This window comes from Mesorhizobium sp. B1-1-8 (assembly GCF_006442795.2).
In the GTDB taxonomy this organism is placed as follows: domain Bacteria; phylum Pseudomonadota; class Alphaproteobacteria; order Rhizobiales; family Rhizobiaceae; genus Mesorhizobium.
Map to the genome: position 1 here is coordinate 5462031 of NZ_CP083956.1, position 16866 is coordinate 5478896.

The 16866-nt window shown below is 58.2% G+C and carries 16 protein-coding genes and 1 tRNA gene; 10 read left to right on the top strand and 7 right to left on the bottom strand.

The window, feature by feature from the left end; translation table 11 throughout:
• The first annotated feature begins 165 nt into the window (after positions 1–165).
• The 4 genes from infA (at position 166) to FJ974_RS26630 (ending at position 1507) form a co-directional block, all read left to right on the top strand.
• On the top strand, positions 166–384 hold the full coding sequence (infA, locus tag FJ974_RS26615) for a translation initiation factor IF-1 (RefSeq protein ID WP_006200926.1): 219 nt from the start codon (positions 166–168) through the stop codon (positions 382–384).
• Between the two features lie 19 nt (positions 385–403).
• On the top strand, positions 404–1030 hold the full coding sequence (locus FJ974_RS26620) for a Maf-like protein (protein ID WP_140533050.1): 627 nt from the start codon (positions 404–406) through the stop codon (positions 1028–1030).
• Positions 1031–1043: 13 nt separating this feature from the next.
• Positions 1044–1265 carry a DNA gyrase inhibitor YacG gene (yacG, locus tag FJ974_RS26625; protein ID WP_140533049.1) on the top strand — a complete coding sequence of 74 codons (222 nt, stop codon included), beginning with the start codon at positions 1044–1046 and terminating at the stop codon, positions 1263–1265.
• Positions 1266–1431: 166 nt separating this feature from the next.
• Positions 1432–1507: transfer RNA gene (locus tag FJ974_RS26630), tRNA-Phe, on the top strand.
• A 71-nt stretch (positions 1508–1578) separates the two neighbouring features.
• Here FJ974_RS26630 and FJ974_RS26635 read toward each other — a convergent pair.
• The 3 genes from FJ974_RS26635 to FJ974_RS26645 form a co-directional block, all read right to left on the bottom strand.
• The gene (locus FJ974_RS26635; RefSeq protein WP_319023048.1) at positions 1579–1902 is read right to left on the bottom strand and encodes a DUF982 domain-containing protein; all 324 of its coding nucleotides are present in this window, start codon (positions 1900–1902) and stop codon (positions 1579–1581) included.
• Positions 1903–2048: 146 nt separating this feature from the next.
• Complete coding sequence (locus FJ974_RS26640; RefSeq protein WP_140533048.1) at positions 2049–2252, bottom strand: hypothetical protein; 204 nt, start codon at positions 2250–2252, stop codon at positions 2049–2051.
• Positions 2249–2485, bottom strand: coding sequence for a hypothetical protein (locus FJ974_RS26645; protein ID WP_140533047.1), 237 nt, complete (start codon positions 2483–2485; stop codon positions 2249–2251). Before FJ974_RS26645 ends, FJ974_RS26640 begins: the two co-directional genes overlap by 4 nt.
• Positions 2486–2898: 413 nt before the next feature.
• Between FJ974_RS26645 and FJ974_RS26650 the strand changes: the two genes are divergently transcribed.
• The 6 genes from FJ974_RS26650 to FJ974_RS26675 all read left to right on the top strand — a co-directional run bounded on the left by FJ974_RS26650 (position 2899) and on the right by FJ974_RS26675 (position 10239).
• On the top strand, positions 2899–3561 hold the full coding sequence (locus tag FJ974_RS26650) for a hypothetical protein (protein WP_140533046.1): 663 nt from the start codon (positions 2899–2901) through the stop codon (positions 3559–3561).
• Between the two features lie 224 nt (positions 3562–3785).
• A complete protein-coding gene (locus FJ974_RS26655; protein ID WP_181177101.1) occupies positions 3786–4838 on the top strand; it encodes a DUF262 domain-containing protein in 1053 nt (350 codons plus the stop codon).
• Complete coding sequence (locus FJ974_RS26660; RefSeq protein WP_140533044.1) at positions 4838–5695, top strand: SIR2 family protein; 858 nt, start codon at positions 4838–4840, stop codon at positions 5693–5695. The genes FJ974_RS26655 and FJ974_RS26660 overlap by 1 nt, the downstream gene beginning before the upstream one ends.
• 161 nt (positions 5696–5856) lie before the next feature.
• On the top strand, positions 5857–7515 hold the full coding sequence (locus FJ974_RS26665) for a DEAD/DEAH box helicase (protein WP_140533043.1): 1659 nt from the start codon (positions 5857–5859) through the stop codon (positions 7513–7515).
• A complete protein-coding gene (locus FJ974_RS26670; RefSeq protein WP_181177100.1) occupies positions 7505–9328 on the top strand; it encodes an ATP-binding protein in 1824 nt (607 codons plus the stop codon). Before FJ974_RS26665 ends, FJ974_RS26670 begins: the two co-directional genes overlap by 11 nt.
• Positions 9328–10239: a phospholipase D family protein gene (locus tag FJ974_RS26675; protein ID WP_140533041.1), complete on the top strand. Its 912-nt coding sequence runs from the start codon at positions 9328–9330 to the stop codon at positions 10237–10239. The genes FJ974_RS26670 and FJ974_RS26675 overlap by 1 nt, the downstream gene beginning before the upstream one ends.
• Before the next feature lie 34 nt (positions 10240–10273).
• On the opposite strand, the gene FJ974_RS26680 is transcribed toward FJ974_RS26675, so the two are convergent.
• Genes FJ974_RS26680 through FJ974_RS26695 form a run of 4 tightly spaced genes read right to left on the bottom strand, consistent with a single transcriptional unit; the run spans position 10274 to position 16746 of the window.
• Positions 10274–11119 carry a phosphoadenosine phosphosulfate reductase family protein gene (locus FJ974_RS26680; protein ID WP_140533040.1) on the bottom strand — a complete coding sequence of 282 codons (846 nt, stop codon included), beginning with the start codon at positions 11117–11119 and terminating at the stop codon, positions 10274–10276.
• Positions 11116–14448, bottom strand: coding sequence for an ATP-binding protein (locus tag FJ974_RS26685; RefSeq protein ID WP_140533039.1), 3333 nt, complete (start codon positions 14446–14448; stop codon positions 11116–11118). The genes FJ974_RS26680 and FJ974_RS26685 overlap by 4 nt, the downstream gene beginning before the upstream one ends.
• The gene (locus FJ974_RS26690) at positions 14445–15374 is read right to left on the bottom strand and encodes a DUF4007 family protein (RefSeq protein WP_140533038.1); all 930 of its coding nucleotides are present in this window, start codon (positions 15372–15374) and stop codon (positions 14445–14447) included. Before FJ974_RS26690 ends, FJ974_RS26685 begins: the two co-directional genes overlap by 4 nt.
• Positions 15349–16746, bottom strand: a complete 1398-nt coding sequence (locus FJ974_RS26695; protein ID WP_210240698.1) for a cysteine desulfurase family protein — start codon at positions 16744–16746, stop codon at positions 15349–15351. The genes FJ974_RS26690 and FJ974_RS26695 overlap by 26 nt, the downstream gene beginning before the upstream one ends.
• Positions 16747–16866 lie beyond the last annotated feature (120 nt).

The window sequence follows — 16866 nt, forward strand, 5'->3', positions numbered from 1 at the left end:
TCCGCCGCAAATTCCGGCTGGGAGTCGGATGGTTTCAGGTCTGCTCGACCTGAAACCATCCGACACCAGGTCAAAGAAGCAGAGCATGATGTCGTCCGAAAGCCGCTTCACACTTTTCGGCATCATGCTCTAGGTGCCGGAACCGTCTCCAAGCAAAGGTATCGAATGCCGAAGGAAGAAGTCCTCGAGTTTCCAGGTGTGGTCACGGAACTGCTGCCCAATGCAATGTTCCGGGTGAAGCTCGAAAACGAACACGAAATCATCGCCCATACGGCCGGCCGCATGCGCAAGAACCGCATCCGCGTGCTGACCGGCGACAAGGTCCTGGTCGAGATGACGCCCTATGACCTGACCAAGGGCCGCATCACCTACCGCTTCAAGTAAGGTCTAGAGCCGGACCACGATGAGCATTCTGCAGAAGCTGGTGCTTGCCTCGGGTTCGCCGCGCCGCATCGAACTGTTGCAGCAGGCCGGCATCGAGCCGGACCGCGTCATGCCGTCCGATGTCGACGAGACCCCGCTGCGCGCCGAGCATCCGCGCTCGCTGGCCAAGCGCCTGTCCAAGGACAAGGCCGAGAAGGCGCTCGCCTCGCTGAAGGGCGAGGCGGACTATGCGCCGGCCTTCGTCCTTGCCGCCGACACGGTGGTGGCGGTCGGACGCCGCATCCTGCCCAAGGCAGAGACGATCGACGATGCCGTCAACTGCCTCGGCCTGCTCTCCGGCCGCTCGCACCGGGTCTATTCCGGCATCTGTCTGATCACGCCGGGCGGCAAGCTGCGCCAGCGGCTGGTCGAGACCAGGGTGCGCTTCAAGCGGCTGCCGCGCGAGGAGATCGACGCCTATGTCGCCTCCGGCGAATGGCGCGGCAAGGCCGGCGGCTACGCCGTGCAGGGTCTGGCAGGCGCCTTCGTCGTCAAGCTGGTCGGTTCCTACACCAATGTCGTCGGCCTGCCGCTCTACGAGAGCGTCGCGCTGCTTTCCGGCGAAGGTTTCAAGGCGTACCGGAACTGGCTCACCGCGCGACCATGAGCTTCGACGGCAGATGAGTCCGGACGACAAGGTGACACCGCTCAGGCCAAAGCGCCCCTGCCCCGAATGCGGCAAACCTTCCGCGCGCGAGCACTATCCGTTCTGCTCGGCACGCTGCAAGGACATCGACCTCAACCGCTGGCTGAAGGGCGCCTATGTCATCCCCGACCGCCCTGCGGAGGAAGAGGACGGCGACGGTCCCGAGCAAGGTTCCCCGCCCAAAAGCGAGCCATAGGCAGGCTCGGAAGCCGCTGTTTGCGGCGATTTTTCTTTCCTGCTGAAATCCGCAGCTAGGCGCTGGACAGGCAAGATTCCCGTGCTATAACCCACGCGCTTTCAAGGGGGCGCCGCTCGGCGCTCTGGTGAAACCCGGCAGGCGAAAATCTTGTTAGCCGGCACAGGCCCAGATAGCTCAGTTGGTAGAGCAGCGGACTGAAAATCCGCGTGTCGGTGGTTCGAATCCGCCTCTGGGCACCATCTTTTCAATAGCTTAGCACAATACTGTCAAATCTTAGGCTCGCTATAGGCTCGGGAAAAATGGCAAACTGCTAAGCAAGAGAAGAGGTCCCCCTAGGTGCCATAGGTTCGAAGCTCGAGTCGCCTCGTAGAATATTCGCTTCGCGCGCGGCCGCGACGAAGGCCCTTCGGGCCGCGGGGGGATGAGCCTTACCTCGTAGGACCTTCAGACAGGCGTCCATAGCTGCCCTGCGCTTCTCCGTCTGGCTACCAAAATCCCGCAGCAAGATGGAGGCTGCATCATTGACATCGAATACGGAACGTTCTGGGCTATGGTTGCCAATCTGAATCACGACCGGCCTCTCAAATCTCACTAAGCTGGTCATCCTCGCCTTGCCCTCAAACGTACCGAACATCAGCGGACTTCGTTTGCATTTTCAGGCTTGCAAAGGAAGCTGCGACAGATGCCGGTGAACTCTGGTCAGATAGTTTCTTCCAGGGATCTGGCAGCCTGAGGCGGGTAAAGGACAGAGCCCGGCCTTACCGACTGCAACAATGTCCTTCAGTCGTCAGCCCGAGGAGTGCCACTGCGATCTTGTGCCAAAATTGCTTTGAGATGGCGCATTAGAAATTCGGTGGCGGCATTCTTGTCACCGAATCGCCTGCCAAATAGGCGCGGCAAATCTCCGTTTTCGTGACCGAGTACGGTCACAAAAACGCCGGTGCGATCTTCGGAAATTCTAAACGATAGCAGGCGCTGTTTCATCGTTGCGCCTCCGCCTTGGGTTCCTGGGCGAGCGGGTAGCTCGCTGGATCCATATCCCGGCTGACAATGGAGCGGATCAAATGCTCGTAGATGTAAAGTAGTAGATATTCATTGCGATCGAGCAGATCGAGGAGATGGAAGAGCTCGGCCTCCGCTTCCCAAACTCTCAGGTACGACTTTGCAGTTTCTCCGTCCGCCGGGTAAAGACTTCGTCGGTGCAGCTCATCACTCATATCAGTCTCCGCATTCCCGCAGAGAGCAAAACGCACGGACCACCAAGGCCAGCGACACCTCTTTTACCCTGTGGAAACACGGTGTTGACACCCATTACCACGGGTGTAGGATAACCTAGGTGTACCTGATTGAGGTACAGTTTGGTTCTGGCCGTTGAACGGCCGACGTAATGGAGTTCGCTAGACGTTTAATGGTTCGCAATGCTCATCCTCTGCGATTGGGTTTCGACAAAACCGTTAATCGTCGTTCGCCTTGGGTGGTCTAGACCCTTGGTGGCGGACTCCTACCAACGGTAGGCTATAGGGTGCCAGACATTATTGCCTTGTCAAGGGCATTCGTAGCTGACGGAACAGGCCCCGGGAATCAAAACCCCGGGGCCTTATTTTTTGGATCGTTGCTCGTGGGGGGAACAATGGGTTCAGAGTTACCTTGGAAAGTGGGCGCGAGGCGGAAGGCCGAGGACAAGTTGTTCCCGGACGGCATAGAAGCAACATTCCTAGCCATCCAAAATTACTGGCTCAATCTGAAAATGAAAAAGCCTGAACGGATGTCTGCGCTGCAATTTACAAAGGCTGGCTTTAGACGCGTTTTCAAGGCGGTCGTCGCGAAATATGGGGCGGTAGTCGATCCCGGAGATGTGGACGACGACGATAGCATCAAGCGAGTGCTACAAAGGCTCTGCAGCCAAAATCGAGCTCTTGAGTTCTATCACCTCCGCAGTTTCGCTGAATTTGTAGAACTTCCGACCGGCATGCTACTTCTGTTTTCGCAAATGGTGTCTGACGAACGGCGAATGCTTGACGATGGCTTCAGTCTAGAACAGACAAATGACTTCCTCATCGACTTCATCACATCCACCGAACATGCCGTTAAAGCGGCACGACAACTCCTCGAAGAACGCGGCAAGTTTGATCGGGTTTTCACCTTCGCCTATGACAAAAAGGGGCACAAGCAGATGGCGAGAGCGAAGACGTTGCTGGCTTGGAGTGAGGCGTTCAACGCAGGACCATATCCAGCTCACAAGGCGAAAATCTGGCCGGCCGAGACGATTACACTGCCTTGGCACAAGTCCTGACACTCGATGCAATTGGGCTGTGCTTCTAGCGTAGTCCTCATCCTCAAAGCCAAGGCAAGTAAGCGATACGGTTATTGCCTGATGAATGAAGCCAATTTCGGCAACCTGTCTCCTCGTTTTAGAGTTGCAAGAGGCCTGCCCATTGAAGCGCATCGGCTCCAGATGTATCTGTCCCCGCTGCGATGGGGACGTCGAACCAATCGGCGGCAGGGGGAATCTTCAATATGAGAATCCGGCAACGGCGATGGAAGGTAGAGAGACTTGTCCGTGACCAAGCCGCGATCAATTTGAATCCGGCCTGGCAACGGGGCCCTGCGTGGAAGCCCCAGCGACAGGCTCTTCTCATAGACTCGATCCTGCGCGGAATGGACATCCCGAAGGTCTATCTGCGAACTCTTTCGGCCGGTGGACTCCACGCTTATGATGCAGTCGACGGTCAACAGCGCCTTCGCGCGATCTGGGAGTTTCGCGATGGCACTCTTGGTCTTGATCATCCTGATGGGTTACCTCCCATCGACGGACATCCTGTCGCGGGTCGACGATATGCCGATCTCCACATCAATTTGCGCACACGCTTCGACAATTTTGTCGTCAGTATCGCTGACATCGAGTCCGCGACCCAGGACGAAATCACCAACTTGTTTTCGCGTCTGCAGATGGGTGTGTCACTAAATCCTGCCGAGTTGCGCAATGCGCTTGGCGGACCGATGCGACATGTGATTGACGCAATCGCGACCTCCCATGAGTTCTTCCTTAATAGTCGGATTCCCGATAGTCGCTACAAGCGCCAGGACTATGCGACTCACGCCTTTGCGATGGCAGCCTACCGCGGCACTCGGGATATCAAAGCACCGGATCTCAAGGCGATGATCGTCGAATACGGCCCGGATCGCGCCTCCGAAGTTCTCGAATTTTCCGCAGAAATCGGGGACGCGTTAAACGTCCTCGCTCAGGTCAATGAACTCACCAACCGGTGGATTACCCAAAAATGGATCTTCGTCGACCTGTGTTGGCTCGTTGTGCAGAGGCACGCAGCCGGCGTCCAGGTTGATCCAGCTAAGCTTGCCACCGCCTACCACGCGTTTGAGACCCGCCGCAGACAATACAATAGCTCTCCCGACACCCTTATTCGGGGCCGGCGCAGGGATAGGGCTTTGGATCGGCACCTTTACAACTACATCCATGCGTTCCGCCTCCAAGCGGGCACAGCCGCCAACGTAACCATCCGCGCCGCAGCTTTGCGGGCTTTCTGCCCCGACATTGATGGGAGCCCCTAATGGCGTTCGACCCCAACCGAATTCCCGACAATCTGAAGGCCGCCTACAGAGACAAACGATGCGCGGTACTTGTTGGAGCGGGCGCCTCTGTCGGCGCCGGCCTTCCCACGTGGGGCAAATTTCTGAGTGATATGATCGATGGGGCCAACTCACATCGTGTTATTAGCGACCACAAGGCGGCCGAGTATCGAAAACTTATCTCAGACCCAGCCAAGTATCTGATGATCGCTGCAGGCTTAAAGGAGGATATGTCCGCATATTTTGATGAGTTTATCGATAAAACATTCATGGCGCCAAAACCCCGGCCCACCGATCTTCACCGCTCCCTGACCAAGGCTGACCGACTTCAATTCGTTCTCACGACCAATTACGACATCGTCATCGAACAAGCATATCGTGCCGCGGGAATGTACGACGTATCGGTCTGCACATTCACCGATACGGGCGAAATTCAGCGAAGGCTGTCAAAACGAGAATTCTTCATTCTTAAAGCGCATGGCGACGCATCCCGGGTGGGCAATGGCATTATTCTTACCGAGGTCGACTATCGAAACATAATCTACCGGCAGCGAGCGTACCAAAGCCTGCTGTCCGCCATGTTTACAATGTTCACTATAATATTTGTCGGCGCATCAATGACCGATCCGGAGATAAAACTCCTTTTGAGTTACATTGCCGATTCTTTTTCTCCGACCTCGGGACCCAGTCATTTTGCTCTGATGGCAGAGGAGGATATCACCAATATCGAGAAAGAGCGGTGGCTTCGAGATATGAAGGTTCAGCTCGTTCCCGTTAGCAAGGCTGGAAAATACAAAGAAGTAACCGAGTTCATGCATGCGCTACACAAGTCAGCGTAGTCTATCGGGATCTGTATATCGGCAAGCGCCTAAGCCTCCGGGCACGTTGGAAAAACCTTGGCATCTACGGTCATTGACGCCGTTTCCAAGGTTTGCGCGAGCGCTATAGCTTCCTACGCCGGGACTGGCTATGAATCGCTAATCAGGGGGGCAATGAGATCGTGGCGTTCGATCCACAGCGGGGCTATGCGGGTGCTTCTCCGGGGCAAAACTTGGAGAGTTTGCTTGGTCGCCTAACCGCACGCGACCTTCAGATCATTATTGGCCCGCGCGTGCTTCCCCTTCTTCCATCCAAGCCCAAAGGCGATCGTTCTGCCCTTCTTGCTGCGGCAGAGCGTGCTCTGCAGGACCGCGCGCAAGTGGCTGTTTCGGATGTCGAGATCAGGAAGACCCTACTGCGAAATCTGGACCCTGGAAAATTTGAGGAACTGAAGAACCGATTGACGCAAGGGGGGATCGATGTCGCGCAGGATGGACTGGACTTTAGCGATCTTGCGACACCGCGGCCTTGGAGCATCGCCAGTGGCTTTTTCGGCTTGCAAGGCGAGGATAGAGCAACGGGGACAACGGCTCTAGCCCGCCAAGAGATCGAACCATCATTCTCGCTCTTTCCCCATCAGCGATCTGTGGTTCGACGAGCGTATGCCCGTGTTGGCAGCGGATATGGCCGGACATTGATCCACATGCCCACCGGCTCCGGAAAGACGCGAACTGCGATGCACTTGGTGTCCCGTGCTCTGAACGAGTTCGAGCCGGCTATAGTTGTTTGGCTCGCCACCAGCCGCGAACTCTTAGAGCAAGCCGCAGAGACCTTCGAGGCCGCTTGGGTTTCGCTAGGCAATCGAGATCTTGAGGTCCGTCGCTTCTGGGGCGCGCGCACGCCGGCGCCAGACGACATGGAGGATGGCATTCTCGTAGCTGGGCTCGCCAAACTGCATGCATGGCGCGAACGCGACGGTTTGGCTTTCCTGAAGTTGGCGGCCAAGGTTCGCTTAGTCGTCATGGATGAGGCTCACCAGGCGGTGGCACCGACCTATCGGGAGGTAATTGAAGGATTGTGCGGCGCGGGGGGAGAAGGCGCCCTGCTCGGCTTGACCGCCACACCGGGTCGGTCGTGGAATGATATAGCCGCCGACGAGACCTTGTCGGATTTCTTTGGCGGTTCGAAGGTCGTCCTGGAGATAGGCGACGATCCAAACCCGGTCAGATACCTACTCAACAACGGCTATCTGGCGCGACCTACCTTTCAACAGATTGAATACTCACCTGCCGTACGCCCGTCCCCGGCAGAGCTTAAGAAGTTGGCAAGCCTTGATGATTTTGCCGATGAGACTTTGGACAAGCTTGCAGCCGACACGGCCCGGAACCTTGCGATCCTTGACGCGGCCAAGGGGCTAATCGATCGCGGGCATACCCGGATTATCCTGTTCGCGGTTAGTGTTGAACACGCTCAAGACATGGCTAGCGCCTTGGCTGCCCATGGTGTCATGTCCGCCGTGGTTTCAGGCGATACGCCAAGCACCAAGCGGACTTCAATCCTGAAGACTTTCAAGAGCACGACTTCTCGTCCCCAGGTGCTCTGCAATTTCGACGTCCTGACGACTGGGTTCGATGCGCCGCGAACGAGCGCAGCCATTATTGCGCGACCAACAAAGTCGCTCGTGCTCTATAGCCAAATGGTCGGCCGGGCCACGCGCGGTCCGCGCGCCGGCGGCAATGACAACTGCGAAATCCTCACTGTCCACGATCCCGCCTATCCAGGGTTCGGAGATATCGCCGAGGCATTCTTTAACTGGGAGGACGTCTGGCATGGCGACTGACACTATCACGACCGAAGACGCGTCCTTCATTCCCGCCGATCTGGCGATCCAGGCGATGCGAGACAGCGGCTACAAGAACACTGCTTATGCGCTCGCAGAACTGATCGACAATTCTGTGCAGGCCGAAGCCAAGAGTATCGAGATAATCTGCATCGAGGAGCAGGTCCAGCTCGCAGACCGCAAACGCAAACGGCTCACGAAGATCGCAGTGCTCGATGACGGGTTAGGGATGGATGCAGTGGTGCTCCGCAAGGCGCTGCAATTCGGCAATGGGACGCGCCTCAACGATCGCTCCGGCATCGGAAGGTTCGGCATGGGCCTTCCCAATGCGTCCATTTCGCAAGCCGGAAGGCTCGACGTTTGGAGCTGGCAAAACGGACCCGACAATGCCCTCCATAGCTTCCTCGATGTTCAGGAGATTCGGGATCGCCTGCGCAGAGACGTGCCTATGCCAGAACCGTCAGCGGTTCCGGTTGAATGGCGCGATCGAGCTCTGAGCTTGGGACATAGCGGCACCCTGGTCGTGTGGACCAAACTTACTCCTGATCGGCTGACCTGGAAGGGGGCCAAAGCCACACTGAAGAACACCGGTTGGCTGCTTGGGCGCATCCATCGCAGGTTTGTGGGCGATGGAAGTCTCAGTATCCGCCTGGCGGGTGGGGAGGATGGCTACCTGGAGTCCGACGCGGTCACAATCAACGATCCGATGTACCTCATTGCGGCGCCGACCATGCCGGCGCCGTTCAACAAAGAACCAATGTTCAAGGATGTCTTCAGCGTTCCGGTCACGGTAGAGGTCAACGACAAGACCTATCAGGTTCATACCCGCTACTCGGTCGCAAAGGACATCACGCTCGATCTGGCTGGCACGGTGAATCGCGGCGACACTGCTTACGGAAAAGACGCTGCCAACAATATTGGCGTGTCCGTTATGCGGGAGGGCCGGGAGCTGATGCTCGACCGATCTTGGACAATTCAGTACGATCCGCGCGATCGTTGGTGGGGATGTGAGGTAGAGTTCCCCGCAGCACTCGACGAAATCTTCGGCGTCACCAACAACAAGCAGGCTGCGACGGTTTTCAACGAATTGTCCGGCCTAGACTGGAAGGATCTTGCGGAGCCTGGCGAAACCATGCCCGAGGTCGTTGCGCGTTTGAAGGACGAGGGAGATCCGAAAGGCGTGCTTCTCTATCTCAGCGAAACCATCAAGAACAACCTCTCCCAGCTCAGAAGTACGATTAAGATCCAGGCCAAGGGGACGCGGAAAGGCGGCAAGCGTCACACCGATGGCGACCCAACCGAAGAGGCCAACAAACGCTGGAAGCAGCGGGATGAGACGAACCCCATCCCCGACGGGGATGCTAAGCCCTCAACCGACGATCTGAACGAGCTTTCGGACGACCTAACCGAGGACGGACGCAACGCCGAGGCTACGTCGGAGATTGTTGCGCGGGTTGTTTCCGGCGACCTAAAGGTCGTGTTCATTGATAAAGCCCTCGGGGGGTCGTCTGAGCTTTTCACCGTTGTCGCACGTGGGCCACTCACCGAGGTCGTTTTCAATCGCCGGCATCCAGCTTTTGATATGATCTTCGATACCGTTTCCGCCGATGACGATCTCGACACTCTCTCCAGTACCGAATTGCAGGATCGCCTTCTGAAAGCCGGCCAAGCCGTCCAACTTCTCTTCGCGGCTTGGGCGCGTATGGAGCGCGAGGATCCGCCAAACCAAGCGCGGTATGAAAGGGTCCGGGAGAGCTGGGGCAAGCTTGCTCGTGATTTCCTTGATCCGGTCGACATTTCGGGCCTCGACTAATGCGGCGCGATGGCGATCTGCTCGTCTCGCATTTGGAGCGAGCGACGACGAGCGTGCTGCTCTGCGCACCTTTTATCAAATTGGGCGTCGCCAAGCGGCTGCTCGCCGCAATCAGTCCCAATGTCGCCGTGGAAATCGTCACGCGTTGGCATGCTGAAGAAGTCGCTGCCGGCGTGAGCGACTTAGCGGTGTTTGACCTCGCCGTCAGCCGGCCCGGCGTCACGATGCGACTTCTCGACAATCTGCACGCTAAACTCTATGCCTCCGATCATTCGCTCCTCGCTGGGTCTGCAAACCTCACCGCGACGGCACTTGGCTGGTGCGACGACCCCAACCTAGAGCTACTCATCGCCGTCCGGCCAGACGATGAGGCTGTGGTGCGGTGTCGCCTCGCACTATCTGCGGCGCGCCTGGCAACCGCCGGGGAGCGCGCAGCAATTCAAGCGGTCGTGGATGGTTTTCAACGACCGCTTCTTCCCGCGGGCAAGCCTGTTGACGAAGCGCTCGCCGAACTTTGGCTGCCCAAACTAGCGGCCCCCGAGCGATTGTACGCTGCCTATCTACCCTCGGCTCGGGAGAGACTGACGTCTTCATCTATCGAAGCGGCTGATCATGACCTTCGAGCTCTGGCTATTGAGCCCAATTTGAACGAAGCGGCTTTCCGCGCGCGGGTAGCTGAGCGCTTTTCCACCATGCCTGCTGTCAGCACGGTCCTGACGGCGGCTCAGGACGATCTGTCGGACGCAGCTGCCACCGAACTCGTCCAAACTCTTGTCGGAACGTCCGATATGAGTGCAATAGCCCGTTGGCAGATCGTGCGCGAATGGCTGACCTACTTTCTCCGCGAGAAGTACGAAATCGCACCACAATCCTATATCACGCGTCCCCGTCCTGGAACCGGTCGCGAGTAGACTACCCTAGCTCTGTTTGCTGATCACGCCCGAGCTATTTGTGGCATACGACGCAGCCGGCCGAGACTTCGTCGATGCCGTAATAGTCGTCAACAGTCAGAGTCTTGTCACCGGCGAGAGGATTAACACGCCGTCGTGCCAAGAGGCGCGCACGCCGCTGCTCGAACTCGGACTCCACTGCTCTGATCCGGTCAGGCTGCTCAAGATCGATAAGGCTCTCCCCCTGACTCCAGGTGAAGGGTGACCCGTGCTCAAGCGCGGTTTTCTCATATCGTTTCGCATCCTCGTAGGCGTCGGGATGCTCGCGTCTAAGCCGGACCCACTCGATCTTCTGCTGAAAGAAGCAAAACGTGCATCCTGATCGTGTCCGCCACTGATAATACTCGGGCTCCCCTACCCCGGCACTCTCTAGGATGTCGATCACGCCGGCTCGATCGATACCGGCTTCGCGCAGAGGAAAATGCACGACCATATTCCCGTTCGTCGCTTGGTAGCCCTCTCGGTTCGGCTCATCGGCTCGTATCGCGACATAGGAATGGACGACAACACCGGCTTCGAGATCATCCTTGAGCCAGTGTTCCAAGGGCCGCAACTTGAGCTGTCGGGTACACCAACGCGTGCGCGGCGATGGTAGGAAATGCTTATATTCCTTGAGCCAAAAATCAAAATCCCGATCCGGATTGAGCCGGGTGATAGGCCGACCCAGAAAACCTTCAAGCCGGTCCAAAAAAGAGTAGACTTCGGCCAGTTCCTTGCCGGTGTCGGTGAAGAAATATTCCAGATTCAGATCCGGTCGGGTTTGCCGCATGTGAACCGCCAAGGCGGCGCTATCCCGTCCACCCGAAATGCCGAGAATATGCCGTTCGCGGGGATGAGTCATGCGACCTCCGTGGCTTCCTCGGCCGACAGCCGCTCGACGATCCTTGCTACTGCCGCTAGCTCGACAGTTGACCGAAAATTGCGTCCGCGCATTAGCCCAAGGAAGTCATCGGCTAGCTTCTCAGCTTGGGCAAGCTCCTTGTCTGTCACTTCAAAAGTATGAAAGACCGGTCGCTCCTTCGGATTGAGGCCAACCATAACTGAAATCGCTTGCGAGGTTGGCGCTCGACCCTTCACCCCCGCAAAGGTTTCCGCTTCGCGGAAACGGCGCGACAGCTTGGCTAATTCGAACAAAGCCTGCTCATGCTCACGGTCGGACCAACTGCGGGGTGGCTTATGCACCAGTAGGCTGGCCAGACCCTCGATATCGCCCTCGTTGGCCTCAAAAGCGCCAGCGCGCATAGCAAAGGCGTCCAAGCGCAGGTCGGCGGTCACCCCGGCAGCGGTGACCGCCCGAATGCCTAGCCCTTCGAACGTGTCTACCTCGACGCCGAGATGATCCGCGACCGCCCACTTCAGCGCCGAGAGCATGGCGGGATAGGCGGCTTCAAAAGCCGACAATGCCTTGGCGACCACAACCGCAGGATCAACTTCATCCTTCAAAACGTCAGCGAGATCGGAAAACAACAGAGCTTCCGGATCCTTCGCTTTCAGAATGACGTCGCGCACCCGCGTCACGGCAGGCGGCAAGCTCAGGGTGCGCTGCGACCATATCGGGAGCGCATGGAAGCGCTGAAAAAGCGCTGACGCAACCGGCAACGCCTCGGCTTCAACCGCCTCGCCGCTTTGGGACAGCAACGTCGCTAGAGCTAGAATGAAGGCATCATCCTTCTTCGACCGCACAACGCGCCGGAACTCGATCGCATTGGGTTCCTGCAGCATGCGATCCACGAAGACATCGTCGATCACCGCTTGGTAGAGCCCGTCGACATAAACGGCGATCGTGGCGCGGTGCGCCATGAGGAAGGCAAGAACGAAGACCGGCATGACCCCGCGCTTGAGGCCATAGGGTCGCCTACTCCACTTGTCGTAGAGTTCGTTGAGCGGCAAGCGTCGGCCGGTGGCTAGCACCTTCCAGGCAGGGCGCAAACTCTCGCCGGCTTCATCATTGGGATCCTGGAACCGCCAAGCTCCAGCATGGTCCTGACCGTGAAGCCCGAAAGGTTTCAGGATCGTCAGATAGAGGCCCCGCTCGGCTGGAAATCCGATCATGCCTAAATCCGCCTCTCCGGATTTAGAAACCATGGCGTGCGTCAAGGCCCGTAAGCCAGCCATAGCGCTGCTCGACGGACGATCCCGATAGAGCAACTCACTCTGGATGATCGGTGCGCTGTAGAATGCCTTGCTAGCGACGGCCGATGCCACGATGCTGAGCGATCGCCCGTCGAGACTCTTATCGCGCTCCCCAAGCCGCCACCAACTTGCCGCGGCGAACGCGTCGAGCAATTCGCGCCGAACCGCGTCGGTAATCAGAGACCGGCGGGCAGACAGTTCGCGGCGGGCGATGCGGTCGCCCTCCAGTTGTGGGTGAGACGCCTCGATGCGGTCGACGGCGTATAGATCTGTCGCGTGCTCGCGCAGCATAAAGATGTTCCTTGCCGTGGCCACAGCGGCAAGAACTCCGGCTTCCTCCAGCGATTCCCCCAGGACCTTCGCCGCAGTCTCGGGTTTTGCCTCGAAGGTGTAGGCATCAGGCAAGAGCAAAATGAGCACACCGCTGGCTCGCCGTTTGGTCCTGGCTAAACGCGCCGCAATGGCAGCCGCCCAGGGCTTACAGTCCTTAGGAACCTGCTCACCGAATTGCAGCAAGACATCGAAGGTGCGCAGCGCGCCGGTTTCGAAGTAATGACGCTTCGCCGCGATCGGGCCGATCCCCAACCGAACCGGCAAACCCGTTAAGGCGTCTGCTTCAAGCTTCTCACTCACCAGACCGATCGCTTCATCGAGATCAAAGTCGCTGCCAGCAAACAGCGCGTAGCCGCCCAGGCGCGGTTGACGGATCAAGATCGCGCGGGCGACCAACTCAGCCAGCGCAGCATCGACTTCTGCGGTCGTCGCGGTCGATGCGCACAGGCGCAAGAAGTCGTCGGCAACGGCTAGACCGGAGCCATTTCGAAAGAACTCGATAAGCGCCGCCGCCTTGGCTAATTTGGCGCAGAGCACACTGCGAAGTGCAGCCCGCTCAACTGCTTCCATCGCCAGCGTCATCCGGGCTCCGTCCGGACCGACCGATAAAGCTGACCCAAAGTTGGCTACCAGATAATCCCATAACTGGTCCGGACCGAACCAGGCGTCTGCTGCCCGCGCGTCGGTCGCTTCCAAATGCGCCTGAAATCCGTATGGCTCGGCTGACGACAGGAAGCCGAACACGCTACGTTCGTTCTGGGTGAAGCGCTGTCGAGACACGGGTCCGAGCAAAAGAGCGGTGACCGGATGAAGCGGCCACGCCTGCCGCAGGGTTTCCCCCAGATTGTCTGCATCAACCGGACGGCGCGCTGAGACGGCCTCGGCAGTTTTACGAGCCAGAACCTCGGCTGCAGCCGGGGTACGATCGCTGGTAACTGCCCGCGCCAAGAGGGCAGCTACCTCGTCCGCTTGGGCCACGAACGGTACGTTCTGGAAACGGCCTTGCACCTTGGCCCATTCGTCTCGCGCCGTGCGATTGAGCTTCCCCGCATATTGCTCGAAGGATTGGTGAAGCACACCAACGATCACGAGTCTTCCCTCGGAGCGGTTGGCGCGTTCGGCAAGATCCTGAAGGAGATGCACGTCTCCGCCTTCGGCAATTGCGTGCTCAAAGAACTTCCCAAGCTCATCAACAATGAGCAGAAGGCCGCCTCGCTTTTTCGCCTCGGCTTCAAGTTGCGCAATCAAGGCGCGATCGTCCGCCTCGACCATCGCCCGCATGGTCTTCGTCCACTTGAACGCACCCGTGGCTGCGGCGATCAGGTCGCCCGCAAGGCTAGCCCGGCGCCCGGTCAAGGCAAGGACGGCCCAATCCCTATCATCTTCAGGAAACGCTCGACCGAATTGCGCCACAAGTTCTTCGCCCGCGATACCACGCGCAATCTTGCGCTGCTCGGGGGCACCTGCGACCAGGTTGGCCACGAGCAGCGCCGCGCACGACTTGCCGCCGCCATAGGGTCCAGTCCAGGTGAATGCCCGCTGACCGCCATCGGCGATGCCGGCGACCATGGCCTCGAGGGACTTTCGCACACTCGGCTGGAGGACATAGCCGGTTAGCGGCGGAGTTCCTGTCAGGTCAGAATCAAGGCGTGCTGAAAGAGCGAAGCGCCGCTCGACACGAACAATCTTCGCGAGCGTTGTCATGCGGCCCTCCGGTAGGGGTAGCTGGAAGTAACAAGTGCTGCGTCGTCGATAGTGGCGAGTTTGCGGGTCATAGAGACCTGTCGAAGACCTGCGGTGTCGGTCCAAATGATCGCGCCGCTCGTAACCTCGCCTATCTTCGCCAGACGCGCCATGACGCTATCCTCATCAAGCTTGAACACCCGGCCAGGGGACCCTGCGCCATAGCTCACCTGCTCGGCCGACAGGGTGGGCGCATCGTAGTGCCAACGCGCCCAGAACCGCTTCAGGACCAGCGCAAAGACGCCGTCCTGCAGGTTCGGCTTAGGGCCACGCACGAACTCGAACTGCCCTGACAGCCGAGATTCACGGATCAAAGCTAACTCGGCCAGAAGCGGCTCCGCAGCATCCTCGCCCACGTCGCCCGAGCGCGGAGCATAGCTGCGCAAGAAGACTTCAACGTCCCGCCTGACTGTCTCCGCTGTCGCGCGCGCACCGCGCATTTTCGCCAGCTCATGGATCGTCTCGACCAGCCCGTCACGATCAAACACCGTCTGATTCAATGAATTGAAGGCAAAGAAAAATGTCGTCGACTGTTCCGGTTCACCCGCCAACGCAGCATGAACCAGCCAAAGCGTACTCGGATCCTCAAGGAAAGGATCAAGACCGGTTCGGTCGTCAAGCAGCAACCGGGCCAAAGGCGTCGGGACGAGCGAACTGCCTTCATCCGTCAACATTCCCGTTGCCATCGCCCAATGGCGCATGGCGAGGGCCATATTCTTGCCGACTCCAAATTGCGCTATCGCCGATTGTTCTTGAAATGTTCTACGATCCGCCCCATGATATGCAACTGCATCGAAGGCCTTCTTCAGCCAAAGAAGGCGAAGCGGAAAAGTTTCGTGACCTGCAAATTGCAGGCGCAGATCAGAATCGGTGAGGATGTCCTTCATGCGAGGACCTTACTGGAGGATCGGTCCAGTGCGCAAGCGTCATACCGCACACGGCGTCGGCGATCGCGGTCGCGGCGTAGTTGATTTCCGAGATGTCATTATATCGCCCGCAATAGATACGAACAGTTTCGCGTGCCTCAGCATTTGAAAAACCCATTGCGGAAAGAACATGAGACGACTGGATTTGCCCGCTGTTGCATGCTGACCCTTCTGATAAACATACAGTATCGGCCAACATATCAATGAGCGACGGCGCATCAACTCCCAAGAGCCTTAAACTTAGGCTTCCGGGCAACTGGTGTTCTTTAGGTACATTTCTTCTCAGCCGGATCTGACGAGCCTCCAGAGCCGCAACGAGGCTGTCCGCCAAGGCGTGGGCATGTGTGCCGTCCCGCTTCAACCGTTCCGCCGCAACTCTCGCTGCAGCCCCAAAGCCGACGATCAGCGGTGTCGGCAATGTTCCTGGGCGCAGTCCGCCCTCCTGCATGCCGCCATGAAAAAGTGGCCGAGGTCGATATTGCGCGGCCGCGCTTACGAATAAGGCGCCGACCCCCATCGGGCCATACATCTTGTGCGATGAAATGCTAACGTAGTCGTAGTCGGCCACGTCCAGCATAAGTTTGCCAGCAAGCTGGGCGGCATCGACATGGATCATCGCACCCGCTGACCGGACGATGGGCAGCAACGCATCGATCGGCTGGAGTGTCCCAACCTCGTTGTTAGCCGCCATAACCGACACCAGAAGCGTTTGATCGGACAGCATGACCTCGAACGCAGCGATATCGAGCCGACCATCCTCTTTTACCGGGCAGATCTGAGCACGAAACCCACGATCCTCGAGACTTCTAGCCGCGTTCAGAACGCTCTTGTGCTCAATTGCCGAGACTATGATTTCCCGACGCGTGTCGCCTGCATCAGCGGCGGCTTCTGCGACGCCGATGATCGCGATATTGTTGGATTCCGTCGCTCCCGACGTGAATACAATCTCCTGCGGAGACGCTCCAACGAGGGTCGCTACCTCAACTCGGGCATGCTCTACGGCAGCGGCCGCTTCAGTCCCACGACGATGCGGGGAATGGGCATTGGCCGCACGATTATGCCACCAGGGCGCCATCGCAGACTCAGCTTCCGGAGCCAGCGGCGACGTTGCGTGACCATCTAGATAAACCGGTCGCACGTCGTGTTCTCGTTCATTTTGTCTCCTCGATTCTCTCCATCTTAGCGTGCGAACCATCCGCCTGCGATGACCTAAATGACGAAGAGCACGTAGTGCGAACGAGCATCTCGAGCCAAATGCGCGGGGTTCGCATGATTTTTTTGGGGGTTTTTCAGTTCTCACTACCATCATCTCAAAATACCAAATTTTTTCCATTTGCAGGCGTTTGCCTGATCGCGAAACGATCCCTGCAACGGTCCCTGAGCGCATCGACGCGCATGTTAAGGCGCAGCCATGACGCCCATCCTGCACGCGGAACAGATTCCACAAGAGAAT